Origin of the sequence: Cupriavidus numazuensis (assembly GCF_905397435.1) — a bacterium.
In the GTDB taxonomy this organism is placed as follows: Bacteria; Pseudomonadota; Gammaproteobacteria; order Burkholderiales; family Burkholderiaceae; genus Cupriavidus; species Cupriavidus numazuensis.
Map to the genome: position 1 here is coordinate 67,349 of NZ_CAJPVI010000010.1, position 24,059 is coordinate 91,407.

The window sequence follows — 24,059 nt, forward strand, 5'->3', positions numbered from 1 at the left end:
TTGTCTCCGTCGTAGTTGTTGTGGCCCGGCTCAGGCCTGCAGGAAGCCGTCGTACCCGTTCGCCGCCACGCGATCGCACAGCTCGCGATAGACGCTGATGCCGGCCAGGTAGATCGGGAAGCTCATCTTCTTGCCTTCGACGTTCGAGCCGTTGTACCAGGACTCGCCTTTCGGGAAGAGCGTGGCATCGGCGACTTCATGGCAATGCCGGCTCCATGCCTCTTCGGCCTGCGGCTTCGCTTCGATGACAGCGGTACCGTTCTGCTCCATCTGGCGAATGCACGCATCGATCCATTCGACGTGCTGCTCGATCGACCACACCATGTTGGACAGCACCGACGGGCTTTCCGGGCCGGTGATCATGAACATGTTCGGGAAGCCGGCGGTCGCCAGGCCCAGATAGGTCTGGATGCGTTCGCCCTCCGCCCACTTCTCGCGCAGCGTCATGCCGTCCTTGCCGCGGATGTCGATCCGGAACAGGGCGCCGGTCATGGCGTCGTAGCCGGTGGCAAAAACGATCACGTCGAGCGGATATTCGGCGTCGGCAGTACGCAGCCCCGTCGGCGTGAATGCCACGATGGGCGCGGCCTTGACGTCGACCAGCGTCACGTTGTCGCGGTTGTAGGTTTCGAAGTAGCCGGTGTCCATGACCGGTCGCTTCACGCCGTACAGATAGCTCGGCGTAAGCTTTGCGGCGATTTCCGGATCCTTCACCACCGTGCGGATCTTGTCGCGGATGAATTCGCACACGGTCTCGTTGGCGCTGGCGTCGGTGACGAGATCCTTGTACAGGCCATGCATCCAGCCGCCTTCGGTCCAGGCTGCCTCATAGCGCTGCTGCCGCTGCGCTTCGGTATCCTCGAACGTCGAACGATCGGGGCGCGGCCGTGTCGTCGTGCCGCCCCAGGACTTCAGGACCTGTTGCCTCAGGGCCGGATAGTCCGCCTTGATCTTCGCGACGTACTCGCTGTCATAAGGTCGGTTGGCCGCTGGCGTGCTGTACTGCGCGGTGCGCTGGAACACGAACAGTTGCGTGGCCTGCGCAGCGATCTGCGGGATGGCCTGAATGCCGCTCGATCCGGTGCCGATCACGCCAACGCGCTTGCCGGCGAAGCTGACCGGCTCATGCGGCCACGTTCCCGTGTGGTACTGCTCGCCACGGAAGCTGTCCAGGCCCTTGAAGCGCGGCGTGCTCGATGTCGACAGGCAGCCCACGCCCGAGATGAAATACTTGGCCATGGCCACGCGGCCATCATCCGTCTGCACCCGCCACTTTCCGGCCCTGGCGTCAAAATGCGCCGAAACGACGCGCGTGCTGAACGCGATGTCACGGCGCAAATCGAAGCGGTCCGCCACGTGGTTCAGGTACGCGAGGATCTCTGGCTGTTCGGCATAACGGCTCGTCCAGGTCCACTCGGCGAGCAGTTCCTTCGAGAACGTAAAGTTGTAGTAGATGCTCTCGACATCGCACCTGGCGCCCGGATAGCGGTTCCAGTACCAGACGCCGCCGACGTTGTCGCCGGCCTCGTAGACCCGCGCCGACAGGCCCGCTTCACGCAGGCGATGCAGCATATACAGGCCGGAGAATCCGGCTCCCACCACAATGGCGTCGTAGTTGTCCATCTTGTTGTCTCCTTCATTCTGCCCGACGGGTTCCCAAAGGCGGGACCATGGCGTGTCGTTTGGTTTTTTTATGCTCGCACCCGCGTGTCGGCACTGTCCAATTCAACTTTTTCCGCCGTATTCCTCAAAGTCATACCTCGGCAAAACGGGCGGCGGCGCGCTGGCCGGACCGGTTGCCAGGGCCTGTCCGCCGTGTCCGTGGCAAAATCACCCACCACTGATATCCGGCCAGCATGGGAGAGGTTGCAAATGGATGCTCGTCTGAAGCAGGCCGTCGCCGTTGGCAGGTTCGGCTCCTTCTCGAAGGCAGCGGAAGCGGTCAATGTGACCCAGTCGGCCGTCACCAAAAGCGTCGCCGAGCTGGAGCGGCGCCTCGGCTTCCCGATCTTCATCCGCACCTCGCGCGGCGTGGTGCCGACCAGCGAAGGGCGCGCATTCCTGGAGCGCGCCTCACGGCTGATCGCGGATACCGATGAACTGCTGAGCGGAGCGCAGCGCACCGATCCGTTCAGCGGCAGCCTGCGCATCGGGATCTTTCCGACGTTGCTCGAATGGGTGCTGGCCCGGCCGATCGAAGCGCTGGTCAAGCGTCATCCGCGGCTGCTGCTGGACATCACCTCGGGAACGAAGGAGCGCGGCTTGCAGCTCCTGGACCAGGGTGACATCGATGTGGCCATCGGGCTTGAGTCGATCTTCGATGACAAGGCCCGCTTCAAGCTCGAGTTCATCGCGCCCATTTCCGCGGGGATCTTCGTCAGGCGCGGGCATCCGCTTCTCGCACTCAGTGCGCCGGTCGCGGAGGACATCGCGCGGTATGACATGGTCCTTTCCGGCCAGATCTGGGATCTGTCGGTCTATCCGATGCTTAGCCAGATCTACGGCAAGACGGACGCAATCCGCTTCCACAAGATCGAGAACTTCTCGCTGCAATGCACGGTCGTCGAGAACACCGACGCGATCGGCTTTGTCGATCATGCCATGGCCCGGACGGACTACTTCCAATCGCGGTTCGTTGTCATCCCGGGGCTCGAAGAAGTTACCCGAGGTGGCATTGTCTGTGCCGTTCGCGAGCAATGGTCTGCCAAACCAGGTGTCGCAGCGCTGGTCGATATCCTGCAGCAGGTGCATGCGAATGGCATGCTCGACAGCAACATTCAGAACCGCCTGTTCGGGCATGAATGCGCTGCGGTTCCGGCCGAAGTGGCGCCGCGTCGGACGTAGTCGGCTAGCGGCGTTTTGCTCTTCGTGGAATTGCGGGGGTGATGGCGCTTGGCATGCGATGCTGTTTCTACGGCGTAGCCGGCAGGGGTTCTGTGGGTGGGATTGAGGTATCGCGCTTGGCTCGCGCCGCTGTTTCTACGGCGTAGCCGGCAGGGGTTCTGTGGGTGGGATTGAGGTATCGCTCTTGGCTCGCGCCGCTGTTTCGCCGGCGTAGCCGGCGACCTACTCTTTTGTCCGAGCGACAAAAGAGTAGGCAGAAAAGCGCGTCGTTGCCGCTGGCCATCAATTCCACGGCGGCAGGGGTTCAAACGGCTTTGGACGCCTGCGATGGTGGTCGGCCGTTCGACCCTGCTACGCCATGTGAGTCAGAACCTGTGCCTGGCGCGGCACGGCTTTTGGACGATCCCCAAGACGGACTCGGGTACAGCGTTTCAATAGCGGCAGTGGTGGGACGCCTTCGGCTGCGCTGCGCGCGCGTTGTCGTCTGGGGGCAAGCTCATCAGCGTCGCTGGCGCCCGAGTCCCCGTTCCCGTTCCTGATGTCCTGTCTCTACGCGCATGCATTGGCAGGCATCGTCACCGAGGCGTGGTTCGCCTTGGGCCTGCGTGCTCAGACTTCGGCTCTGCGCGTAGCGCAGCCGAAGGCGATTACACGATGTGGGTAGTAGCAGGGGCCACAGACGCTTGCAGGGCTCGTCCAATCAGCGCTGTATTGCTACCCACGGTCGTGCCCCACGCGGCAGGCAGCGTAAATCACTCTGAAGCCCATACCCGTACAACACCCCTGGCACACTACGATAAAAATTCGCCCCTTTGGGGCAACCAAAACGCGCTTTTGCCTACTTTTGTCGCTCGGACAAAAGTAGGTCGCCGGCTACGCCGGCGAAACAGCAGCGCATGCCAAGACCGACACCCCCACAATCCGGTGAACCACCTTTTCGCGATCTCGCGCCCCGATAGACCATCAAGCCTATTGCATCTTCCCCAGACCGGGAATCTTGATACCGACCCACTTCCACGACCAGAGTCCATCTCGCCGCAGATCGGCAATGATCTGGTCGCCGTTGTCCTTCGTGGCCGTCGCCTGAACCATTGTCCAGCTTCGATACGACACGTCGTACTTCAAGGCGTCCTTGGCCGCTTCCTTGCGGGGTGCTTCCGGTGCGGGCGCCGGCGATTGCGGTGCCGGGCTCCTGGTTGCCGGCTTCTCGCCGGCCATCAGCGCCATGACGCCGGCCGGCGACACCATGGTGTCCACGATCGTGTTCACCATGGCGAGGCCGATCATCTGTCCGAGTCCGGCAAACGGGTTGTCCTTCAACGCCGGCGATTGCATCTGGCCCTTGAGCGAAGACAGGAGTTGGCCCTTCAGGTTTTCGCGCAGCGCGGGATAGTCAACGTATCGCGAGAACTTCTCCGCATCATGCGTTTCGATGGCGGAGCGCATCTGGTAGATGGTCCAATACGGGCTCGCGTAGCTTGTGGCTGCGCCAATCGCAATCACGGCGATCGCTGCAGCCATCCATTTCCTGTTCAATATCCCCTCCGGCAGCGCGCATGGGCCTGACGTTGTCCATGCGCGGATCAAGTCTTGAAGACGACTCGAAATTGTAGCCGTGGATTACTGACACTGGCTGATCGCACCCGCGGCACCACTGTCAGCACCACGGAACCCCAGCCATGAGCCGGCGCCCGTTGGCGACTTGCGCACGACGGCAGCGGAGCCGCTCGGCGGCTGTTGGCCCGGAACATAGACATCGAAGGCCTGGTCATTGGCGAGCATGTATTGCATCCACACTTGCTGCTGGGTACTTTGCGCCCACGCCTGGCCGATACATTGGGCGGCGTCCTTGGGCGCCAGCTTGCTTTCGCCAAGGGCGCGCGTGTCCTGCGTGGGAGGTGGCGTGTAGGGAGATGTGACGCAGCCGGCGAGCGCGGCGGTGGCGAGGGCGACGATGAACGGATATTTCATGTTATTAGCTCCATATCGAATCGCGAAAGCACCGACGATGCCGCATGAGTCGATTCGTCACCTTCCGGTGCCGCTTACGTGACCTAAGATGGGTCAAGAGACCCGGTCCGTACGAGATCCAGTCTAGGCGCCAGATGGCGGATGCGGCAAAGGCGCAAACAGCGGTCAGCGCTGCCTGCAACAGGAGCGGTGCACTTCCTTGTCACGCTCCGGTCATCGAGCATTCCACCCGGAAACCCAATGCAAGCACATCCTCTGCGCCTTTGTCCCGGCGATGATCTGCGTGGCGCACTGGAAGACATGGTGCGCCAGCGCCAGGTGTCCGCGGCCTTCGTGATTCAGGGTATTGGCAGCCTCAGCGTCGCCCAATTGCGATTCGCGGGAAACGAGAGTCCCGCTGAACTGCGCGACGATCTGGAAATACTGACGCTCGCGGGGACGCTGTCCGCGGATGGCGCGCACCTTCACATGTCGGTCGCCGATTCACGCGGCCAGGTGTTTGGTGGCCATGTGGCACACGGTTGCGTGGTCCGCACCACCGCGGAAATACTGCTGGCGATTCTTCCTGAGCATCGCTTTTCACGGGAGTACGACTCGGGTTCGGGGTTCATGGAACTGGTGATACGAAGCAAGCCGCTACCGGAGTAGCCTCGATGCATGAAACCAGGCAGCGTTCCCACAGCGAGGGTGTGCATGTTTGCCTGTCACCGGCCCTTGACCGCGCGCGATCTTCGCAGATGCGATGGTGACTGTACGTTCGTTGACGCTGGCACTGACGCCGACACTGACATTGGCGGTTATGCTGTCGGGCTGCTCCGCCATGCCGCATCACCAGTGCCTGCGTGGCGAGGAGCCCAGGATCAGCGACGTGCTGTACTTTGGAACAAGGAAGCACGACGGGCTGGTTTCGCCATCCGAATGGGATGCCTTCCTGCGACGCTCGGTGACGCCCCGTTTCGAACAGGGCTTCACGGTATGGGCGGCGTCAGGCCAATGGCGTGGAGCCGACGGCGAACGGGTTCGAGAGCCATCCTACGTTCTCAGCGTGGTCCATGCCGATGACGAACGTCGCGAAGCTGCGGTACGAGAAATCATGAGCGAGTACAAGTCCCTTTTTCAGCAGGAGGCAGTCTTGCGGGTTCGCAGCCACGTGTGTGTATCGCTCTGAAAGGGGTCGAGGCCGGCGTTCCCTTTCGAGGCACCGTGTGAAGCGTGCGCCCCAACCTCAAAAGTTATATTCTTGATAAACGGGGCCGACAGGCGTCATGGCCCTCGTTTCTCCGTCACGGCACGGAAAGTGTGGCATTGACAACATGCGGCCCAGACACGCACCGATCGTGCTTTGCATCATGTTGGCCGCCTGCGCCTCGACCGGCGTCGACGTCAGACCGGAGCAGATGTCCAACTTCCTGCCCGGCTTCTCCACCATTGACGATGTCACCACGCAGCTCGGGACGCCGACCTCCCAGGTCACGCTGAAGAGTGGATCCACCGTCCTGATCTATTCATTCGCAACGTCCAGACCTCACCCTGAAAGTTTCATCCCGTTCATTGGTCCGCTCTTCGCCGGAGGCAACGTCCGGTCGTCGACAGTCCTGTTCGAGTTTGACGAGAACGGCGTGCTCAGCAGCCTGCGCAGGGCGACGTCGAGTGGTACTTCGGGTTGGAGCGTATTGCCTGTCGAGGCGATGTAGGCCGTTAGCTTGCGGAGTAGAAATCATCGCACCCTGGGAACAGGTGTGTGGGCAAAGTGCGCCACCTCAGCGATGTGACTGGCTCCTGCCGATGTGGGACAAGAGCCGACAAGCCTTTCAGCCTGCGCAGCAGGCACCGCGCAAGTTCGCCGCAGTAAATTGAAGGTATCCGGTCCGACTTTCAAAGAGGTGAATCATGTCCCTACGCTACGCCACTTGCCTTGCCCTTGGCCTGCTCGCCACAGCTGCGTCGACCACCACATTGGCGCGCGAGTATGTGGAGAGTGGTCCCGTCTATGTCGAGCCGGCCCCGCAGCCGGTCTATCAGCAGGCTCCCGTACTCGTGGCCGGGTCGCACGTGGTCGTCGGCTGGCACGGCGACCGCTATTGGGACGGTCACCGCTGGTGGGCACGCGACGAGTGGAATCGTCATCATCATCGGCATGACCATCATTACGATGACCACCACTACGATCACCACGACGAACACCACGGTTAAGGCATTCGTTTGAAGCGCGCGGGGCTCCGCTCGTCGTCAATCTGACCTTAGCATTGACCTTTCTTCGCCTTGCCCGGCGGGCAGAAGGATTCATTGCCGTACTGGTCTACGCGGCAATTCCCTTTCTTTGCCTGCCCCGGCGGGCAACCGGGACCGCCGCCTGGCTCTTCGTAAGGCGGCGCCACAACGCAGCCGCCTAACAGTAGCGAGCAGCCAGCCAGAATGATCAGAATCGCTCTCATGATTTCCTGCCTCCAAGGGTCAATGTTTGTGATGAGAAGCTTGGGCGCACCGGCGCCCTGACTGACGCAAAGTGTATCGCGGCGAGACCGACGGCCCATTGAGTAGCGATGCCCGGGACCGCCTGGCACCCTTCCTGGCGGCGGCGCGTCGCTGGCATCGTTCGCCGACTACTCGCCGGAGAAGAAGACGTCGAAGTACGCGCACGAACTTCGGCAAGGGCGCAGTCGAAGGTGTGGCCGGTCCGGAATGCGCCAACCATGCGGCCGCGCAGACGTCGTTCATTCCACGGTCGGGATGGCGCTGATGGTCGGGCCTTGACGGCCAGCGTCCTTCCCCTTAAGCACCGCCTTGAGCCCCAGGTGCTTGCCTAGTCTCTCTCCTGCCCCGAGAATCTACCTCCAGCGCTCCGCCAGTAGTTGGCAGCAACAGGCTTTCCCAAATGCTGCGGAGGAGACACATATGCCGGAGAGTTTGATGGATCACCAACCCCCGCCCCCCACCCCTCGCCTGCTCCCAGCGGCCTGGTTCACCGTGGTCGGCGCCTCCTACCTCCTCACCGCCCTCGCGCTGTGGACGGTGCTCCAGGCCAATCTCGTCGCCGCCTTTCTCTCCGGCCTGCTGCTATATTCGCTGGTAGACGTCCTGGCCCCGCGCCTGAAGGGCCTGAACCATCGGCACGATGCCGTGGCGGTCGCCATCCTCTCCTTCGTGATCCTGCTGGCGCTGTCTCTGGGAATATGGGCGCTGGTCCGATTCGTCAGCGGCGAGGGCACGCTGGACGCCCTGCTCAACCATATCGCCGATATCATCGACCAGTCCCGCGGCCAGTTGCCCGACTGGGTCAGCGGCGCCCTGCCGAGCACGGTGGAAGAACTCGCCAACACCATGATCCACTGGCTGCGCGAACACGCGCAGATGGCGCAGAAGCTGGGCGCCGAGGTTCTGCGCACGCTGCTGCATATCATCATCGGCATGGTCATCGGCGCCATGGTTGCGCTCTACCGCGCCGTGTCCCGTCCCAACCGCCGGCCGCTTGCGACGGCACTGGTGATGCGCGCCCGCGCGCTGCAGCAGGCCTTCGCCCAGTTCATCTTCGCGCAGATCCAGATTTCGACCATCAACACGATGCTGACGGCGATCTACCTGCTGGTGGTGATGCCGCTGTTCGGCGTGCACCTGCCGCTGTCGAAGACGCTGGTGGTGATCACCTTCGTGGCCGGACTGCTGCCGGTGCTGGGCAACCTGATTTCCAACACGGCCATCGTGGTGTCGTCACTGGCGGTGTCGTTGCCGATTGCGGTGGCGTCGCTGTTCTATCTGGTGGTGATTCACAAGTTCGAGTACTTCCTGAACGCGCGCATCATCGGCGCGCGCATCCAGGCAGCGGCGTGGGAATTGCTGATCGTGATGCTGCTGATGGAGACGCTGTACGGCATTCCCGGCGTGATTGCGGGACCGATTTTCTATGCGTATCTCAAGCGGGAGTTGTCTACGGCCGGGCTGGTGTGAGCGAGGCTTGCACGTCGCCGCGAACCGGCGGAGTAGAGCGATGAAGCAGGCTGAGCAGGTCGGCCTGCCTTGTCGTGCCGGTCTTGGAGTAGATGCGCTGCAGATGGGTGCGAACGGTTGGCTCGCTGATGCCGAGCATCTCCGCCGACTCCATTCCGCCGAGTCCTTGCGACAGGGCCAGCAGCACGCGCAGTTCGCCGCCCGTCAGCCCATGCAACCGCGCAAAGGCCTCGCCAGGCATGAGCGGGACCTGGATGGGGTCTTGCATGAATACGGCGACCGACGCGGCAAAGGGTGCCAGGATACTGCTGCGCTCGCCGTTCTCGATCGGCAACAAGGTGGCAACGTAGCCGCCGTCCCCGCTGCCATCTGGAATCGCCACGGAATGCTCGCTCCAGCCTGAGGAAGTGTCCGCGCGCGTGGCCGAGTGGATGCTCGTTGCGAGCGCGGCGCGCGCTGCGGGATGGACCGGGGTCAGACGATTCTGGGCGAGGCGGATCGAATGCCCCGCTTTCACCTGCCGCTCGCCGGCGGCATTCATGTACACAACGTGACCATCGCGCGCAGTCAGGAACACGCCGGCTGACAATCCGTCCAGCGTCCTTTCGAGCATCTCGGACCGAAGCGCACGGATATCAAGCGCGTCGGAGATAGCGAGTGCCCGACAGACATGCGGCGAGAGCAGCCTGAACAGTTGCATCTCCTGCTGCTGATAGAAGGGCCGCTTGTCGCTGCGGGAAGCATGCAGCGAGGCCATCCTTCCGCCAGTACGCAGGGCGGGGAACCAGATGATGTCCGTCAGCCCGTAAGGCTCAAGGACGTCGCGATAGAAGCGGCTTTCAAGCAACTGCCGCGGCTCCTTCGCCAGCGAGTTGACGTCACCCACATTCGAGACGATGTCCGCAGCGGCCATCGGACTGTCGGCGAACTGGCTGCCCAGCGCCTCCAGGAATTGCGGTTGGTAACCGAACACGAACAACTGGTCGTTGCGCACCTGCTTGAGATCATGCACGCAGATGCCGCCGCCGGTACTTGCGCACAGATCCGCAACCGTTCTGCAAGTGGCGGGCCAGCGTTCGGGATCGAGGGCGCAGTCGTAGATGGCGCCAATCACGTCGGAGAGTTGCTGAGCCGTCACACCCGCAAGGCCGTCCATATCGAACTCCCCGTTTCTTATTCTTGGCGTCTGTCCGGTCATCGGTTCCGATGACGCGGCGCAAGCACCCAGTTTATACGCTTACCAGCAACAAGAAAGGTCAGGATGCCCGGCTGTCGACCGTGTGAATCGCACCAGGCGAACACGCACCGGCAATGAACGCACGCTGATCACCCGCATGCTTGTGGCGCTGGGGAAAGGAGCCGTGATGAATGCATATCTGGATCCCGCGGACGCGAATGCCATCACGCCTTCCTGTGCCTTGCAGGGCGCGGTCGCCGTTGCTGCGTTTGCCTCGAACGCTCTGCTGTGTCGCGTCGCGCTATTCAGCCACAGCATCGACGCAGCCACGTTTTCCGATATCCGGCTGCTGGCTGGCGGAGCGACATTGCTGGCCGTGACGAAACTGAGCCCGGGACATGCCCGACAGTCCCGTCCCGACTGGGTGTCGGCGATTGCGCTTGGCATTTTCGTGAGCCTGTTCTCGCTGTCATATATGTCCCTCGGCGTCAGCACCGGTGCCCTCGTCTTGTTCGGGACGGTACAGCTGACCATATTTGGTGCCTGTCTCCTGAAAGGCGAGCGCTTTCACCGCGTCGCTTTGATCGGGTATCTGCTGGCAACTGTCGGACTGCTGTTCCTGACGGTACCTGGCGTCGGCGTACCGGGCTTTTCCGGCTTGCTGATGATGGGCGCCGCGGGCGTTGCCTGGGGGCTCTATACCTTGCGTGGCAGGCGTGTCGCAAGTCCGTTATCAGCCACGACAGGAAACTTCCTGCGGGCGGCACCGATTTGCATCGTCCTCGGATTGATCCTTCACGGCCACGCGCATGCAAGCGTTGCCGGAGTCGCCCTCGCTGTGGTTTCCGGCGCCGTGACTTCAGCGATCGGCTTTGTGGTGTGGGGTTCGGCAATCCGAAGACTGACGGCGATGTCCGCGGCTGCGCTCCAGCTGCTGGTGCCACCCGTTGCGGCGCTCGGCGGCGTCCTGTTCCTGCAAGAGCCTGTGAGTGCGCGTCTGGTTCTCAGTTCTGTTGCCGTCCTTGCCGGCATCTGGCTGACAGCTTCAGCGGGTGCCAGACACAAGGACAAGGGCAAAGCTCGATAAACACGCGGCTTGGCGAGGTGCCATCATGAAAGAAGCGATCGGCTTCACTATCGCATGCTGGCTGTCGTCCGCAATCCTGCTTCTCATGGATTCGACGGCGGCAATCGTGCTGAGCGGCACGCTTGCCCTGGCGGGGCTGGATCTATTCATGCCTTAGGCAAGGCGCTGCAATCCCCGGCGCGATCTGCAGTTCGGTACTTGCGCAGGCCTGCTCGCCGGCGTCCGAGTCAGGTCGGAAAGCGTCGGTCATCCGGCATAACGCTTCCCGACCAAGTCCCTACCCCAGCGCGATCCGTGCAGCTGTCCCCGATTCAATCCGGAATACGCTGACAGCCTGCACAAGTTCCTGGGCCTGCCCCTTGAGGCTTGAGGCCGCTGCCGCCATTTCCTCCACGAGTGCCGCGTTTTGCTGGGTGGCCTGGTCCATCTGCGTCACAGCATCGCCCACCTGAGCCACGCCTGCGCTCTGCTCGCTGGTGGCGGAGCCAATCTCGGCCATGATGGCCGAGACGCGCTGAATGCTGCCGACCACTTCGTTCATGGTCTCACCGGCCTTGTTCACCAGCTGCGACCCTTGCTCCACGCGCTCGACACTATCGGTAATCAGTTTCTTGATCTCCTTCGCCGCTTCGCCGCTGCGCCCGGCCAGCGAGCGCACCTCGCCGGCCACCACCGCAAAGCCGCGGCCCTGTTCGCCGGCACGCGCTGCCTCGACCGCGGCGTTGAGTGCCAGGATATTGGTCTGGAACGCAATACCTTCGATCACAGTAATGATGTCGGCGATCTTCTTGGAACTGTCGTTGATGCCCTGCATGGTGCTGACGACCTCTGCCACCACTTCACCACCCTGAGCTGCCACGCTGCTTGCATTACGCGCCATTTCGTTGGCCTTCTGCGCATTGTCGGCATTCTGCCTGACTGCGGAGCCAAGTTGCTCCATCGAGGCAGCGGTCTCCTCGATCGAACTGGCCTGGCTTTCGGTACGTGCGGACAGGTCCATATTGCCCTGGTCGACCTGCAGGCTCGCCGAAGCGACCGACTCGGAGCCACGGCGTACCGATGCCACCACGCCGGCCAGGCTGTCCCGCATGGATCGCATCGCCGCCAACAGGCTGGTGCTGTCGCCCGCGCGCACCTGTACGTCGACGGCCAGGTTGCCGGCTGCGATCTCGCGAGCGACGTTCGCGGCATAGGCCGGCTCTCCGCCAAGCTGGCGGCCGAGCGATCGCGTGATGAGCCAGGCCAGCATCGCGGCAACCACGCTTGCCAGTGCAGCGACGCTCAGCATCAGTACGCCGGCCCTGGCGACAACATGGCGCGCGCGCGCGCTGCTCTGGTCCATCTGGCTATGCTGGAAGGCAAGGAAGTCGTAGAGACTCTTGAAGTAGGCGGCCTGCAATGGCCGGGCTTCGTTCAGCAGTACATTGCGTGCCTCGTCATTGCGGTTGGCGAGACCGAGTGCAATGCTCTTGTCCAACATCGCGTTGTAAGGCCCGCGCGAATCCGCCAGGACCTTGATCAGTGCGCGGCCTTTTTCACTCTGGACAGTGGCATCAAGCTTTTGGAAGATGGCGTTGTTGGCCTCGCGGGCCTTATCGATACGTGCCTTCTCGTCGCGCATGGATGCATCGTCGGGCAGCATGATCAGGTTGCGCGTTGCGCGAGCGACAAGATTGACGTTGTCGATGGCTTCATTGATCAGGTCGACCTTGACCATCCTGTCGTCGACCAGCAGGGTCATCTCGTCATTGATGGTGGCCAGCTCAATACGCCCGAACAAGGCGATGGCAAGACCGGCGAGAATCACGATGGCAAAGCCCCAGATCAGGCGGGCGCCGACAGTCATGTCTTTCAGGTTCACGATATTCTTTTTCTTGGTTCGGCGATGTCTTCGCCTGAATGTTGGGGGACGTTCTTCGTGTCCGGAGAGCGAGATTGAAGGGCGTGGGGCGCGCCCCTTGCATCAAGGCCGCTACCGCGGCTCTTGCTGCACCCCATCCATCGAAGTCCAGTCGCTTTGCGACGTCGGATAGGGCACAGCCATATCGACTTGAATGGCAGAGGAATGAATCCCGACTTTCGTTGGGTTGGTCTCGAATTCCCAGATGTGGCTGGCAGCGGCCCCTTTGTCCTTGGCCCCCACCAACGTGGAGCTGCAACGCTTTAGTCTGTTTCGGCGATGTGAGCAACAGCCGCCATCATGGCGACTCTCATTGGGAATGAGGTCGCCAGATGGCGGCATTGGTGGGCTGGAACAACCGTCAGATACGCGCAAACTCGGTGTAACCTTCCGCGCCACCACCAAAGAACGTAGCCGCCGGTGCCTCGAACAGAGGCGTCTCCAGGCGCAGCCTTTCGACGAGGTCAGGATTGCCGATAAAGGGCTTGCCGAAAGCGATCATGTCCGCATGACCTGAAGCCGTGGCACTCAAGGCGCGCGCCCGGTCGTAGCCGTTGTTGGCGATATACGCCCCACCGAACGCTTCGCGAAGCGCCTGCACATCAAGCAGTTCAGCGCCGTTGCCTGCGTGCAGTTGCCCTTCGACGACATGCAGGTACGCCAGTCCCATCTCTCCGAGCCGTCGAGCAAGGTAGCCGTGCGTCTCCATCGGCGTGCTGTCCAGCGGCGTGTCGCCGATCGCGGTGGAAAGCGGCGAGAGGCGAAGCCCTACGCGGTCCGCACCCCAAACCCCGGCCACGGCTTCGACGACTTCCAGCGGGAAGCGTGCGCGGTTCTCGATGGAGCCACCGTACTGGTCGTCGCGGAAGTTGGTGCTGTCGCGCAGGAATTGCTCCAGCAGATAGCCGTTGGCTGCATGCACTTCCACGCCATCGAACCCTGCATCCTTCGCACGGCGCGCTGCCTGCCGGTAGTCCTCCAGAATGCCGGCGATTTCCTCGGTGGTAAGCGCACGCGGCATGGACGGCGGCACGTTTCCGGCTTCGGTGAAGACGTTGCCGCCGGCCTGGATCGCCGAAGGCGCCACGGGCGCCGCGCCGCCCTCCTGCAGGCTCGTATGCGACATGCGACCTACGTGCCACAACTGAACCACGATACGGCCGCCAGCCGCATGCACGGCCGCCGTCACGGGCGCCCAGGCATCCACATGCGCATCGGTGTAGAGCCCTGGCGTGTAAGCGTAGCCACGGCCCTGACGCGAGATGTTGGTGGCCTCGGCGATGATCAACCCGGCCGAAGCGCGTTGGCCGTAGTAATCGGCGGCCAGCGGCGTCTGGACGCCGTCCATGCCAGCACGCGAGCGGGTCAGCGGTGCCATGGCGATGCGGTTGCGAACGTCGATGGCGCCAATGCGGGTGGGGGAAAAGAGGGCTTCAGTAGACATGGTGACTCCAGTTTGCCAGGGCCGAATGCAGTAGGGGACAAGGCATCTGCTTGTCCGTTCTGACCGCAGCAACGCCTCGTTGGAATGCAGTATGTGTGGCGCGAAATCATTGATCCAATTTATTCATTGAATTCCAGTTATATCCTCGGCAATATGACTGGATGCGCTACGACCTGAACCTCTTGCCCGTTTTCCTGACGCTCATGGAAGAGCGGAACGTCACGCGCGCCGCCGAGCGGCTCGGGATGACGCAGCCGGCGCTGTCCAACGCGCTGGCGCGGCTGCGCGACATGCTGCAGGACCCGCTGTTCATTCGCGAGCGGTACGGCATGCAGCCGACGGAGAAGGCCGAAGCGATGGCGCCTGGCATCGCCGCCGCGATAGCCGAGCTGGACCAGCTGGTGTTGGGGCAGCAGGCGTTCGACCCGGCGAAGGCGGAGCGCCTGTTCATCCTGGCGCCGAACAGCTACGTCGAGTTCGTGCTGCTGCCAGGAATCGTCGCGAAGCTGAGCGAGCGCGCGCCGGGCATCCGACTGCGGCTGGTGCCGTTTGGCGCAGAGCTGGCGGAAACCGGTGTGAGTTCCGGCGCGACAGCGATGGTGCTGGGCCGCATCGTCGACCCGGCGGAGAACCTTGTGGTGCAGCCGCTGATGGAAGATGGCCTCGCCTGCGTGGTTCGCGCTGACCATCCGCTTGTCAACAAGCGGATTTCCCGGCAGCAGTACGAGCAGCTCAGGCACGTCAATGTGCTGCCACCCGGCCGTTTGCGCGCGGGTCTGTTCCAGACGCTACAGCGCGAGGGGCTTCGCCGCGAGGTGGCGATATCGGTCACGCACTTCATGGCCGTTCCCGAACTGGTTGCGGCAACGGACTACTGCGCAACACTGCCTGCGCAGATCTGCCGGCACCTTGCGCGCGATGCGCGGCTAAAGGTGCTGGCCGCACCGGTCGATCTGGGTACGTTCCCGGTGCAAATGGCCTGGCATGTCCGCTACCGCCATGATCCCGCGCACCAGTGGCTGCGCGAACTGGTGGCCGAGGTCGCCCGTGAGACCGTAGCGGTCAAGGCAAAGTAGGCGACTGCGGCGGTCTCGCGCAAGCGGCAAATACCTGCCGGCTAATCCATGATCTTGTCCGCCCCGCCGCCGTTCTCCACCCACGTCCGCACGAAATCGATATGCGTTTGCATGGCAGTGCGTGCTTCTTCCGGACGGCGCGCGCAGATGGCATCGCACACGGTGCGGTGCTGCAATAGCAGGAGCGCGGACGTGGCCTCGCCCTCTTCGCGCAGGCCGGTGCCGCTGATGGTGATGTGTTCGCGCAGCATGCTGATGACACTGGTATGCAGGTGCAGGAACATGGTGTTGTGCGAGGCCTGCGCGATGGCATCGTGCAGGCGCGTGTCGGCGTCTGCCTCAGCCTGTTTGTCGTCCACCATGCGCGCGCGTTCGAGTTCGGCCATCAGGCCGCGGATGCGCTTGCGGTCTTCATCGTCGCCACGCAGCGCGGCGAAGTAGGCCGTGGCGCCTTCCAGCACGCGGCGGAATTCGAGGATGTCGTCGCGCAGGGCCGGATGGTCGGCCACGAGCTGGCCCCATGGCGAGGCAATGCCTGAGCGCAACTGGTCGGTCACGTAAACGCCCGCGCCGCGCCGGCTTTGCAGCAGCCCGCGCGCGGCCAGCCGCTGGATGGCTTCGCGCACGGTGTTGCGGGCCACGCCGTACTGTTCGGCCAGGTCGCGCTCGGCCGGCAGGCGCGCGCCCGCGGGCCAGGTGCCGTCCAGCAAGGCGGTTTCCATTTGCCGCATCACCGTTTCGACGCGTCCCCTGCCCCGCCCGTGCGATTGCGTCTGCGTTGCCATCTGCTCCCCCGCTGATCCCGTCATGCCAATGTGATGTCCGCGCAAAGTGGTCCAACCAATTTGAACTGTAGCGCGGAAGCGGGAATTATGCGCCGGAACGTGCGATTCCAGCGCGTGCGGAGCGAGACATGAAGGACAGGCAATACCCCACCACTGCCCCCACGCAGGTCTATCTGTTTGCGACCTGCCTGGTCGACCTGTTCGTGCCCGAGGCCGGGCTTGACGCCGTGCGGCTGCTCGAGCGCGAAGGTCTGACCGTGCACTTTCCGCGCGCGCAAAGCTGCTGCGGACAACCGGCCTACAGCAGCGGCAATCCCGAACAGGCCCGCGATGTGGCACGTGCGCAGCTCGACCTGTTCAGCGAGCCGTGGCCCGTCATCGTCCCGTCCGGCTCCTGCGCCGGCATGATGCGGCACCACTGGCCGCAGTTGTTTGCCGATGACCCCGTCGCTGGGCCCAAGGCCCGCGAACTGGCCGAACGCATCTACGAACTCGGCGAGTTCCTGCTGAATGTGCTCCGGCTGGACTTCAGCCAGGCGCTGTCGAGCCGGCAAGCTGACGAGCGCATCGTGCTGCATACCTCATGCGGCGCGCGTCGAGAAATGGGTACGCGCCAGCATGGCGTGGCGCTGGTCGACGCGCTGCCCGGCGTGACGCGCGTGGAACATGAACGCGAATCCGAGTGCTGCGGCTTTGGCGGCACGTTCTCGCTCAAGCACCCCGATATCTCCGGCGCAATGGTGCGCGACAAGGTCGCCTCGGCCTGCGCCACGGGCTGCGACCGCCTGGTGTCCGCCGATTGCGGCTGCCTGCTCAATATCGGCCACACCGCCGCGCATGACGGCGCACCGTTGCAGGTCGAACACCTTGCCAGTTTCCTGTGGCGCCGTACCGGAGGTGCAGCATGAACGCCCTCACTGCACGCGAACGCATGCTGGGCCGGCTGCGCGCCGCCGCGCCGGCAACTGTCGCCACCACTACCGCCGAGATCGATCAACGCATCGACACGCACTATGCCGCGCGCAGTCACGGCACCCCTGCGCGCGCCGAACTCGTGGCGTCGATGCAAGCCGCGCTTGAAGCCTCGCATGCCGAGGTGTGGTGCACCGGCCCATCGCAATGGCCCGCGCTGCTGGCAGAGAAGCTCGCGCAGGCTGGCGTGCAATGTCTGCTACTGAATCCGACGCAGCCGGCTGGCGCCGCGCTGAAGCAAGCCTTGCCGCCGCAGATCGAAGCCATCGGCTACGACCGCCCGATCGAGCAATGGAAGGCCGAGTTGTTCGACACGGTCGATGCCGGCTTCACAGTCGCGCGCTCGGGGCTGGCCGCCACGGGCACGCTGATCCTCGCGCCGGATGCGGGTTCGCCACGCACGGTGTCGCTGGTGCCGCCGCTGCATGTGGCGCTGGTGTATGCGTCCACGCTGCATGCCGACCTGCACTCGGCCGCGCGCGCCGAACGCTGGCGCGAGGGCATGCCGACCAACCTCGTGATGGTGTCGGGCCCGTCGAAGACCTCCGATATCCAGCAAACCCTGGCCTATGGCGCGCATGGTCCGCGCCAGCTCTGGGTAGTGATCGTCGATGACAGCAACGCAGGGAGCCAGGCATGAGCGAAACCACGCTGCACTTTGTCCCGACACAGGACTTCAAGGCACGCGCCCGGGAGGCGCTCGACGACCCCAAGCTGCGCCAGAGCTTCCGCGGCGCGATGGATTTCCTGCAGGGTAAGCGCCTGTCGCAGTTCCCGGATGCCGATGAACTCGAACATCTGCGCGACCTGGGCGAGGCGATCCGCCAGCACGCGCTGGCCAACCTGCCCGACTTGCTGGTGCAGCTCGAAAGCAATCTGACCGCGGCCGGCGTGCAGGTGCACTGGGCCGAGACCGCCGACGAAGCCAACGCGATCATCCATCGCATCGCCGAATCGAAGCGGGCGAAGCGCGTGATCAAGGGCAAGTCGATGGCCAGCGAGGAAATCGAGCTGAACCATTACCTGGCCGAGCGCGGCGTGGACTGCATCGAGTCGGACATGGGCGAATACATCGTCCAGCTGGCCGGCGAGAAGCCGTCGCACATTGTCATGCCGGCGATCCACAAGACCAAGGGCGACATTGCCACACTGTTCGAGCAGCACATCCCCGACACGCCCTATACCGAAGACGTCGACGCGCTGATCCAGACCGGCCGCCGCGCGTTGCGCCAGGCGTTTGTCGAGGCCGATATCGGCCTGTCCGGCGTGAACTTCGCCGCGGCGGATACGGGGACGCTGTGGCTCGTGGAGAACGAGGGCAACGGGCGCCTGTCGACCACGGTGCCGGACGTGCATATCGCCATCATGGGGATGGAGAAGGTGGTGGCGCGGCTCGAGCATATCGTGCCGCTGTCGAGCCTGCTCACGCGCTCGGCCACGGGGCAGGCGATCACCACCTACTTCAACCTGATCTCCAGCCCGCGCCGCGAAGGCGAGCGCGATGGGCCGCGCGAGGTGCATCTGGTGCTGCTCGACAATGGGCGCACGCAGGCTTATGCCGATGCACAGCTGCGCGCGACGCTGCAGTGCATCCGCTGCGGGGCTTGCATGAACCATTGCCCGGTCTATACGCGCATCGGTGGCCACGCTTATGGCACGACGTATCCGGGGCCAATCGGCAAGATCATCTCGCCGCATCTGCTGGGGCTGGAAGCGACTGCCGATCTCGCTACGGCTTCGAGCCTTTGCGGTGCATGCGGGGAAGTGTGCCCCGTGCGCATTCCGATTCCGCAATTGCTCGTCCGCCTGCGTACTGAAGCGAATCGCAATCCCGACGAGCAGGTCGAGCATCCTCTGCGTGGCCAAGGGGCCAAGTACAGCCGTGGCGAACACCTGATCTGGCGATTCTGGAGCGGGGCGTTCTCGCATCCAAAGGCTTATCGCATGTTCCGCTGGGCGGCTACGCGGATGCGTGCGCTGACGCCCGCGAAGCAGATGGGATGGACGCAGCATCGGACACCGCTGACGCCTGCGAAGCGGAGCTTGTCGGACTTGCTGAAGGACAAGGGCCAGCCGGAGTAGCGCCTGCCTGAAGGTCTTAAGCAAAACCAGTTTTGTGCCCCCTCTCCCGCTTGCGGGAGAGGGTTGGGGAGAGGGCTTGTGCTTCGACGAAGTGAAGCGCTGTCGTAAGGCCGACGCCTGCCCTCTCCCCCGCCCCTCTCCCGCAAGCGGGAGAGGGGAGAAAACAAGCGGTGCGGTGACGGCCGACGCCCTTGCCAACAACAACAAGGATTTTCCGAAATACCACTGAAGTAGGAGACGAGCGTGCAACCCTGGACCCAAATCTATATGCCGCTGGGCAGCCTCTGGCTGTCCTCGCTGGCGGCAGCCATTCCCATCCTGTTCTTCTTCCTCGCCCTGGCGGTGCTGCGCCTGAAGGGCCATGTCGCGGCGGCGGGGACGTTGCTGCTTTCACTGGCCGTGGCGATCTTCGCGTACGGCATGCCGGCGCAGCAGGCACTGGCGGCAGCGGGCTTCGGCTTTGCGTATGGCCTGTGGCCAATCGCGTGGATCATCGTAACCGCGGTGTTCCTGTACAAGATCGTGGTCAAGACCGGCCAGTTCGACGTCATCCGCGCATCGGTGCTATCGATCACCGATGACCAGCGCCTGCAGATGCTGCTGATCGGCTTTGCGTTCGGCGCGTTTCTGGAAGGCGCGGCCGGCTTCGGCGCGCCGGTGGCCATTACCGCCGCGCTGCTGGTGGGTCTGGGCTTCAATCCGCTCTACGCAGCAGGCCTTTGCCTGATCGCCAATACCGCGCCGGTGGCTTTCGGTGCGATGGGCATTCCCATCATCGTCGCCGGGCAGGTGACGGGTATCGACGCCATGCACATCGGCGCGATGGCGGGTCGCCAGCTTCCGCTGCTGTCGCTGATGGTGCCGTTCTGGCTGGTGTTCATGATGGACGGCGCCAAGGGCGTGCGCGAGACGTGGCCGGCAGCGCTGGTGACGGGCGGCAGCTTCGCCGTGACGCAGTACTTCACGTCGAACCATATCGGGCCCGAGCTGCCGGACATCACCTCGGCGCTGGTCAGCCTGGTGTCGCTGGCGGCCTTCCTGAAGGTGTGGCAGCCGCGCAGCGCAGCGCAACGTGCGGGCGGCAGCGTGGGTGGCGGCACCATGGCGATGTCGGCATTTGGCGGTGGTGGCTTTGGCAACGGCGTGCAGAACGGCGGCGATCGCAAGTCGCCGTACACCGCTGCGCAGACAATCCGTGCTTGGGCGCCGTTCGGCATCCTGACGGCCATCGTCACGGTGTGGAGCCTGCAGCCGTTCAAGGCGCTGTTCGTGGGCAATGGTGCGCTGGCCGGTACGGTGCTGAAGTTCAAGGTGCCGGGGCTGGACCAGTTGGTCCTCAAGGCCGCGCCGATCGTCGCTTCGCCCAAGCCGTACGAAGCCGTGCTCAAGCTCGACCTGCTGTCGGCCGTCGGGACCGCGATCCTGCTGACTGCGCTGATCTCCGCCGTGCTGCTGCGCATGAAGCCGCGCGACCTCGTGTCGACGTTTGGCGAGACACTGGTGGAACTGGCGCGCCCGATCCTGTCGATCGGCCTGGTGCTGGCGTTTGCGTTCGTGGCCAACTACTCGGGCATGTCGTCCACGCTGGCGCTGCTGCTGGCCGGTACGGGCGCCGCATTCCCGTTCTTCTCGCCGTTCCTCGGCTGGCTGGGCGTGTTCCTGACGGGTTCGGACACGTCGTCGAACGCGCTGTTCTGTTCGCTGCAGAACACGACTGCCCACCAGATCGGCGTGTCGGACACACTGCTGGTGGCCGCCAACACCACGGGCGGCGTGACGGCCAAGATGATCTCGCCGCAATCGATCGCGGTAGCCTGCGCGGCGACGGGGCTCGTCGGAAAGGAGTCCGAACTGTTCCGCTTCACCGTCAAGCACAGCCTGCTGTTCGCGGTGATCATCGGCATCATCACCGTGGTGCAGGCGTATCTGCTGCCGGGGATGATCCCGGGTTAAGCCACTCCGGCCCGAGGCGGGTTTCGTCGCATCCGACGATGCCCGCCAGCTATGCGGCCTCTTAGCATGATCTGATCCGCCCGACCACAAGGGCCGGCTCATCCATCCTCAAAGGAGACAGATCATGCCTTTCACCCCCTTCGACCTGACCGGCAAAGTGGCGCTGATTACCGGCGGCAACGGCGGCATCGGCCTTGGCATGGCCGAGGGCCTGGCCCAGGCCGGCGCCGATATCGCGATCTGGGGTACCAATGCGCAGAAGAACGCCGCCGCCGCCGAGCGGCTCGCGCAGTATGGGCGCAAGGTGCATACCGCGATTTGTGATGTGAGCAACGAGACTTCCGTGGCTGCGGCCATGGATGGGACGCTTGCTGCGCTGGGTCGTCTTGACGGCTGCTTCGCCAATGCCGGCGTCTCGGCGCGTGGTACGCGGTTCGAAGAAATGGGTACGGACGACTGGTATCGCGTGTTGCGGGTCAACCTCGACGGGGCGTTTTTTACGCTGCGCGCGGCGGCGCGGCAGTTGCTGGCGCAGGGGGATGGGGGGGTGCTGGTTGGGACGGCTTCCGTCGCTGCCATCGAGGGCGCCGCACGTAACGAGCACTACGCTGCTACCAAGGGCGGGTTGATTTCGATGATGCGCGCGCTGTCGGTCGAGTATGCGCGGCATGGGATTCGTGCGCACTCCGTGCTGCCGGGATGGATCAAGACGGAGATGACCAGCAATGCGCAGGCCAATGCCACGTTTCAGGAGATGGTTGGGAAGCGGGTGCCGATGCGGAGGTGGGGGGAGGGGGCTGACTTTGCTGGGATTGCGGTGTATTTGATGAGTTCGGCGTCGGGGTATCACACCGGGGATACGTTTGTGATTGATGGGGGGTATACGTTGTTTTGAAGGGGTGGCGTGGCGTGCTTGGCATGCGCTGCTGTTTCGCCGGCGTAGCCGGCAGGACAGCTTCGCTTGCCAAGCGGCTTTGGCGATACGAGCCACTGAGTGCTGTTCCCTACTTCAAGAGTGTCCTCGCAATACGTATCTGCTCATGCTCGAAAGCAGGCGCAAAGTCTTCGAGGTCACGGCCTGACATGCCAACCGCGGCCGACATTGCGACGCTTGCCCAATTGCCAATGGCAGCACAGACCTCGCCCAGTATGCGTTGGACCGTTGCGGCATCCAGCCGAAAGTAGCCCGCCATGCTGACCACCGCCTTAATGGAATCGACTGGGCCATAAGCCTCGTCGAGCCACAGCTTGAGTTCCTGGTCTTTGTCCGGGAACGGATTGATGTCGAAGGCGGGTGCCAGACGCCACTGGCCGTGCTCGACATGCAGGAAACCATGGTTCTGCACGTGGTCGTCGACGTTCGTGATGAGCAGATTGAAGACGAGCCGGCGCCACAACTCCTGGAGGTCCTGACCCGGATTAACGCTGTTCGCGATGATGGTGTCCGCGATCTGCGTGTAGGCGTGGTCCTCCTGCCTGGACGCCTGCATCATCGAGCCGGCGGACAGGTAGGGAATCCGACTGCCGCCTTCGACCCGGTCGAACCGGCGAATGAGCGCGACCGGGGTGTCCTCGGACATCACGATGCGCGAGTCGGCAACGGAAATGCCGGCCGCCGCTGCGAGGTGCAGCGCAAGAACCTCCCCGCGGGTCACGCTGCGGTCATCGTTCACGCTTGGGAACTTGCCGATGGCCAGGTGCCCGTCTTCATCGACGACCGTGCACTTCGGTCGCATGCCACCGACCGAAGTACCACGGCCGCGGAGATATCGCAGGTCGGCCTCGGTTTCCTTGTTCATCTCCACCGCGCGCGAAGCAGCCATCAGATGCGCCAGTTCGAGCAAGGGCGGTGTGCCACGCCCTCCGTCTTCGATGACGCGAAGGAAAGCCCCGGTGTCCGGGTTCAGCAGTCGGATGGCGCCGATCCGGCTCATATCATCGACGCCGAGCAGGTAGTCCATCTCGCTGAGTTCGGCGTTCGGCAGCGGCTTTCCGTTCTGCTGAGCCGCTTTACGACGCCTGGCATGGTCGCGCGCGATAACCCGGCAGCCCCAGCCGTCCGGTTCGGTGTCAGCGAATGCGAAATGGAAGGCCGAGTCCTCTTTGGAGGGCGCCTTGCGAAACTGATTTCCTCCGACGAGCGGAAGGTCCGGGGAGATGGCAAACGATGCCGCGTTGGACAGCCACGCGGCATCGTAGGCGAACGTCGAATGTTCGCGTCGTCCGTCCTTGGCAAAGGCGAGCTCGCCGACGGGTATGGCACTCTGACCCAATGCGACGTCCACCTTCTTCTGAGTCAGGGCCATAGGTCAGAGGGCTCCCGAAGAAGATTTACGGCTTTTCCCGCGCACGCGCTGGGGCAGTTGCTCGTTCATGAGCGTCAGCCCGATTTCGTCGGAAGCCGTATCGAGCATGCCGGTGATCTTGTTCAGCTCGCCCAGTACGAAAAAGGCCTGCGCAATCGTGCCGATGGGGATGCGAGGGTCGCCTTTCTCAAGCCTGCGTAGCGTGGCCACAGATGTCTGGATGCGTTCCGCCATGGACTCCTGCGTCAGCATCCGCCGCCGGCGCGCCAGCGACAGGTCGTTCCCAAGCTTTACCAGCGCGCGGGCCACCGGTATGGGCAGGGTAACATCCTTTTTAGCACTCACATATGAGCGCTTATGTGTATTGGAGTGATCCATGTGAGCGGTTACGGCTTGGAGAGGCTCGAGCCTCCATTATTGGGCTCCGAATCCGCAGCCGTCAACCAATAGGATCAATTACCGCTCACATATGAGCTGTTAGGCGAATATTTCGCTCATATATGAGCGATAAGATTTT

The 24,059-nt window shown here is 63.4% G+C and carries 23 protein-coding genes and 1 pseudogene; 15 read left to right on the forward strand and 9 right to left on the reverse strand.

Annotated elements, in window-relative coordinates; genetic code table 11:
• Positions 1 to 30: 30 nt before the first annotated feature.
• On the reverse strand, positions 31 to 1,623 hold the full coding sequence (locus tag KHO41_RS10080) for a flavin-containing monooxygenase (RefSeq protein WP_211953143.1): 1,593 nt from the start codon (positions 1,621 to 1,623) through the stop codon (positions 31 to 33).
• Between the two features lie 249 nt (positions 1,624 to 1,872).
• Between KHO41_RS10080 and KHO41_RS10085 the strand changes: the two genes are divergently transcribed.
• Positions 1,873 to 2,844, forward strand: coding sequence for a LysR family transcriptional regulator (locus KHO41_RS10085; RefSeq protein WP_211953144.1), 972 nt, complete (start codon positions 1,873 to 1,875; stop codon positions 2,842 to 2,844).
• A 969-nt stretch (positions 2,845 to 3,813) separates the two neighbouring features.
• Here the strand turns inward: KHO41_RS10085 and KHO41_RS10090 are convergent.
• Both KHO41_RS10090 and KHO41_RS10095 read right to left on the reverse strand, forming a co-directional pair.
• Positions 3,814 to 4,365 (reverse strand): DUF2939 domain-containing protein, encoded by a 552-nt coding sequence (locus KHO41_RS10090; protein WP_211953145.1) that lies wholly within the window; start codon positions 4,363 to 4,365, stop codon positions 3,814 to 3,816.
• Between the two features lie 99 nt (positions 4,366 to 4,464).
• Positions 4,465 to 4,815, reverse strand: coding sequence for a putative periplasmic lipoprotein (locus tag KHO41_RS10095; protein WP_211953146.1), 351 nt, complete (start codon positions 4,813 to 4,815; stop codon positions 4,465 to 4,467).
• Between the two features lie 240 nt (positions 4,816 to 5,055).
• Here KHO41_RS10095 and KHO41_RS10100 point away from each other — a divergent pair, with 240 nt between their 5' ends.
• The 6 genes and pseudogenes from KHO41_RS10100 (at position 5,056) to KHO41_RS10125 (ending at position 8,760) form a co-directional block, all read left to right on the forward strand.
• Positions 5,056 to 5,463: a PPC domain-containing DNA-binding protein gene (locus tag KHO41_RS10100; protein ID WP_211953147.1), complete on the forward strand. Its 408-nt coding sequence runs from the start codon at positions 5,056 to 5,058 to the stop codon at positions 5,461 to 5,463.
• Between the two features lie 94 nt (positions 5,464 to 5,557).
• A complete protein-coding gene (locus KHO41_RS10105) occupies positions 5,558 to 5,983 on the forward strand; it encodes a DUF3574 domain-containing protein (RefSeq protein ID WP_211953148.1) in 426 nt (141 codons plus the stop codon).
• A 145-nt stretch (positions 5,984 to 6,128) separates the two neighbouring features.
• A complete protein-coding gene (locus tag KHO41_RS10110) occupies positions 6,129 to 6,509 on the forward strand; it encodes a hypothetical protein (RefSeq protein ID WP_211953235.1) in 381 nt (126 codons plus the stop codon).
• Positions 6,510 to 6,705: 196 nt separating this feature from the next.
• Positions 6,706 to 7,008, forward strand: a complete 303-nt coding sequence (locus KHO41_RS10115) for a hypothetical protein (protein WP_211953149.1) — start codon at positions 6,706 to 6,708, stop codon at positions 7,006 to 7,008.
• 366 nt (positions 7,009 to 7,374) lie between these two features.
• Positions 7,375 to 7,537 (forward strand): annotated as a pseudogene (locus KHO41_RS10120) (tripartite tricarboxylate transporter permease); the annotation flags it as partial.
• 188 nt (positions 7,538 to 7,725) lie between these two features.
• Complete coding sequence (locus KHO41_RS10125; RefSeq protein ID WP_211953150.1) at positions 7,726 to 8,760, forward strand: AI-2E family transporter; 1,035 nt, start codon at positions 7,726 to 7,728, stop codon at positions 8,758 to 8,760.
• Here the strand turns inward: KHO41_RS10125 and KHO41_RS10130 are convergent.
• Positions 8,741 to 9,916, reverse strand: coding sequence for a helix-turn-helix transcriptional regulator (locus tag KHO41_RS10130; RefSeq protein WP_211953151.1), 1,176 nt, complete (start codon positions 9,914 to 9,916; stop codon positions 8,741 to 8,743). The genes KHO41_RS10125 and KHO41_RS10130 overlap by 20 nt on opposite strands.
• 208 nt (positions 9,917 to 10,124) lie before the next feature.
• Here KHO41_RS10130 and KHO41_RS10135 point away from each other — a divergent pair, with 208 nt between their 5' ends.
• Together KHO41_RS10135 and KHO41_RS41650 are read left to right on the forward strand one after the other, a co-directional pair.
• Positions 10,125 to 11,024, forward strand: a complete 900-nt coding sequence (locus tag KHO41_RS10135) for a DMT family transporter (protein WP_211953152.1) — start codon at positions 10,125 to 10,127, stop codon at positions 11,022 to 11,024.
• A gap of 25 nt (positions 11,025 to 11,049) precedes the next feature.
• A complete protein-coding gene (locus KHO41_RS41650; RefSeq protein ID WP_280519694.1) occupies positions 11,050 to 11,181 on the forward strand; it encodes a hypothetical protein in 132 nt (43 codons plus the stop codon).
• Positions 11,182 to 11,301: 120 nt separating this feature from the next.
• Here the strand turns inward: KHO41_RS41650 and KHO41_RS41655 are convergent, their stop codons facing one another.
• Together KHO41_RS41655 and KHO41_RS10145 are read right to left on the reverse strand one after the other, a co-directional pair.
• The gene (locus KHO41_RS41655) at positions 11,302 to 12,885 is read right to left on the reverse strand and encodes a methyl-accepting chemotaxis protein (RefSeq protein ID WP_211953153.1); all 1,584 of its coding nucleotides are present in this window, start codon (positions 12,883 to 12,885) and stop codon (positions 11,302 to 11,304) included.
• A 400-nt stretch (positions 12,886 to 13,285) separates the two neighbouring features.
• A complete protein-coding gene (locus KHO41_RS10145) occupies positions 13,286 to 14,368 on the reverse strand; it encodes an alkene reductase (RefSeq protein WP_211953154.1) in 1,083 nt (360 codons plus the stop codon).
• Positions 14,369 to 14,529: 161 nt separating this feature from the next.
• On the opposite strand from KHO41_RS10145, the gene KHO41_RS10150 reads away from it, so the two are divergent.
• Entirely contained in the window at positions 14,530 to 15,444 is a 915-nt protein-coding gene (locus KHO41_RS10150) for a LysR family transcriptional regulator (RefSeq protein WP_211953155.1), read from the forward strand.
• A 41-nt stretch (positions 15,445 to 15,485) separates the two neighbouring features.
• On the opposite strand, the gene KHO41_RS10155 is transcribed toward KHO41_RS10150, so the two are convergent.
• Positions 15,486 to 16,229 (reverse strand): FadR/GntR family transcriptional regulator, encoded by a 744-nt coding sequence (locus tag KHO41_RS10155; RefSeq protein ID WP_211953156.1) that lies wholly within the window; start codon positions 16,227 to 16,229, stop codon positions 15,486 to 15,488.
• A gap of 128 nt (positions 16,230 to 16,357) precedes the next feature.
• Between KHO41_RS10155 and KHO41_RS10160 the strand changes: the two genes are divergently transcribed.
• The 5 genes from KHO41_RS10160 to KHO41_RS10180 all read left to right on the forward strand — a co-directional run bounded on the left by KHO41_RS10160 (position 16,358) and on the right by KHO41_RS10180 (position 22,131).
• Positions 16,358 to 17,137, forward strand: coding sequence for a (Fe-S)-binding protein (locus KHO41_RS10160; protein WP_211953157.1), 780 nt, complete (start codon positions 16,358 to 16,360; stop codon positions 17,135 to 17,137).
• Positions 17,134 to 17,841, forward strand: coding sequence for a LutC/YkgG family protein (locus KHO41_RS10165; protein WP_211953158.1), 708 nt, complete (start codon positions 17,134 to 17,136; stop codon positions 17,839 to 17,841). The genes KHO41_RS10160 and KHO41_RS10165 overlap by 4 nt, the downstream gene beginning before the upstream one ends.
• Positions 17,838 to 19,283, forward strand: coding sequence for a LutB/LldF family L-lactate oxidation iron-sulfur protein (locus tag KHO41_RS10170; RefSeq protein ID WP_211953159.1), 1,446 nt, complete (start codon positions 17,838 to 17,840; stop codon positions 19,281 to 19,283). The genes KHO41_RS10165 and KHO41_RS10170 overlap by 4 nt, the downstream gene beginning before the upstream one ends.
• A gap of 243 nt (positions 19,284 to 19,526) precedes the next feature.
• Entirely contained in the window at positions 19,527 to 21,236 is a 1,710-nt protein-coding gene (locus KHO41_RS10175; RefSeq protein ID WP_211953160.1) for a lactate permease LctP family transporter, read from the forward strand.
• A 124-nt stretch (positions 21,237 to 21,360) separates the two neighbouring features.
• The gene (locus KHO41_RS10180) at positions 21,361 to 22,131 is read left to right on the forward strand and encodes an SDR family NAD(P)-dependent oxidoreductase (RefSeq protein ID WP_211953161.1); all 771 of its coding nucleotides are present in this window, start codon (positions 21,361 to 21,363) and stop codon (positions 22,129 to 22,131) included.
• Positions 22,132 to 22,240: 109 nt separating this feature from the next.
• On the opposite strand, the gene KHO41_RS10185 is transcribed toward KHO41_RS10180, so the two are convergent.
• A complete protein-coding gene (locus tag KHO41_RS10185; protein WP_211953162.1) occupies positions 22,241 to 23,542 on the reverse strand; it encodes a type II toxin-antitoxin system HipA family toxin in 1,302 nt (433 codons plus the stop codon).
• A gap of 3 nt (positions 23,543 to 23,545) precedes the next feature.
• Entirely contained in the window at positions 23,546 to 23,920 is a 375-nt protein-coding gene (locus tag KHO41_RS10190) for a helix-turn-helix transcriptional regulator (RefSeq protein WP_211953163.1), read from the reverse strand.
• Between the last annotated feature and the right edge of the window lie 139 nt (positions 23,921 to 24,059).

Excerpts from the sequence above, each read along its gene's own strand:
- KHO41_RS10080 (WP_211953143.1), bottom strand. The coding sequence starts at position 1,623 with ATGGACAACTACGACGCCATTGTGGTGGGAGCCGGATTCTCCGGCCTG.
- KHO41_RS10085 (WP_211953144.1), top strand. The coding sequence starts at position 1,873 with ATGGATGCTCGTCTGAAGCAGGCCGTCGCCGTTGGCAGGTTCGGCTCC.
- KHO41_RS10090 (WP_211953145.1), bottom strand. The coding sequence starts at position 4,365 with ATGGCTGCAGCGATCGCCGTGATTGCGATTGGCGCAGCCACAAGCTAC.
- KHO41_RS10095 (WP_211953146.1), bottom strand. The coding sequence starts at position 4,815 with ATGAAATATCCGTTCATCGTCGCCCTCGCCACCGCCGCGCTCGCCGGC.
- KHO41_RS10100 (WP_211953147.1), top strand. The coding sequence starts at position 5,056 with ATGCAAGCACATCCTCTGCGCCTTTGTCCCGGCGATGATCTGCGTGGC.
- KHO41_RS10105 (WP_211953148.1), top strand. The coding sequence starts at position 5,558 with ATGGTGACTGTACGTTCGTTGACGCTGGCACTGACGCCGACACTGACA.
- KHO41_RS10110 (WP_211953235.1), top strand. The coding sequence starts at position 6,129 with ATGCGGCCCAGACACGCACCGATCGTGCTTTGCATCATGTTGGCCGCC.
- KHO41_RS10115 (WP_211953149.1), top strand. The coding sequence starts at position 6,706 with ATGTCCCTACGCTACGCCACTTGCCTTGCCCTTGGCCTGCTCGCCACA.
- KHO41_RS10125 (WP_211953150.1), top strand. The coding sequence starts at position 7,726 with ATGGATCACCAACCCCCGCCCCCCACCCCTCGCCTGCTCCCAGCGGCC.
- KHO41_RS10130 (WP_211953151.1), bottom strand. The coding sequence starts at position 9,916 with ATGGACGGCCTTGCGGGTGTGACGGCTCAGCAACTCTCCGACGTGATT.
- KHO41_RS10135 (WP_211953152.1), top strand. The coding sequence starts at position 10,125 with ATGAATGCATATCTGGATCCCGCGGACGCGAATGCCATCACGCCTTCC.
- KHO41_RS41650 (WP_280519694.1), top strand. The coding sequence starts at position 11,050 with ATGAAAGAAGCGATCGGCTTCACTATCGCATGCTGGCTGTCGTCCGCA.
- KHO41_RS10145 (WP_211953154.1), bottom strand. The coding sequence starts at position 14,368 with ATGTCTACTGAAGCCCTCTTTTCCCCCACCCGCATTGGCGCCATCGAC.
- KHO41_RS10150 (WP_211953155.1), top strand. The coding sequence starts at position 14,530 with ATGCGCTACGACCTGAACCTCTTGCCCGTTTTCCTGACGCTCATGGAA.
- KHO41_RS10155 (WP_211953156.1), bottom strand. The coding sequence starts at position 16,229 with ATGGCAACGCAGACGCAATCGCACGGGCGGGGCAGGGGACGCGTCGAA.
- KHO41_RS10160 (WP_211953157.1), top strand. The coding sequence starts at position 16,358 with ATGAAGGACAGGCAATACCCCACCACTGCCCCCACGCAGGTCTATCTG.
- KHO41_RS10165 (WP_211953158.1), top strand. The coding sequence starts at position 17,134 with ATGAACGCCCTCACTGCACGCGAACGCATGCTGGGCCGGCTGCGCGCC.
- KHO41_RS10170 (WP_211953159.1), top strand. The coding sequence starts at position 17,838 with ATGAGCGAAACCACGCTGCACTTTGTCCCGACACAGGACTTCAAGGCA.
- KHO41_RS10180 (WP_211953161.1), top strand. The coding sequence starts at position 21,361 with ATGCCTTTCACCCCCTTCGACCTGACCGGCAAAGTGGCGCTGATTACC.
- KHO41_RS10185 (WP_211953162.1), bottom strand. The coding sequence starts at position 23,542 with ATGGCCCTGACTCAGAAGAAGGTGGACGTCGCATTGGGTCAGAGTGCC.
- KHO41_RS10190 (WP_211953163.1), bottom strand. The coding sequence starts at position 23,920 with ATGGATCACTCCAATACACATAAGCGCTCATATGTGAGTGCTAAAAAG.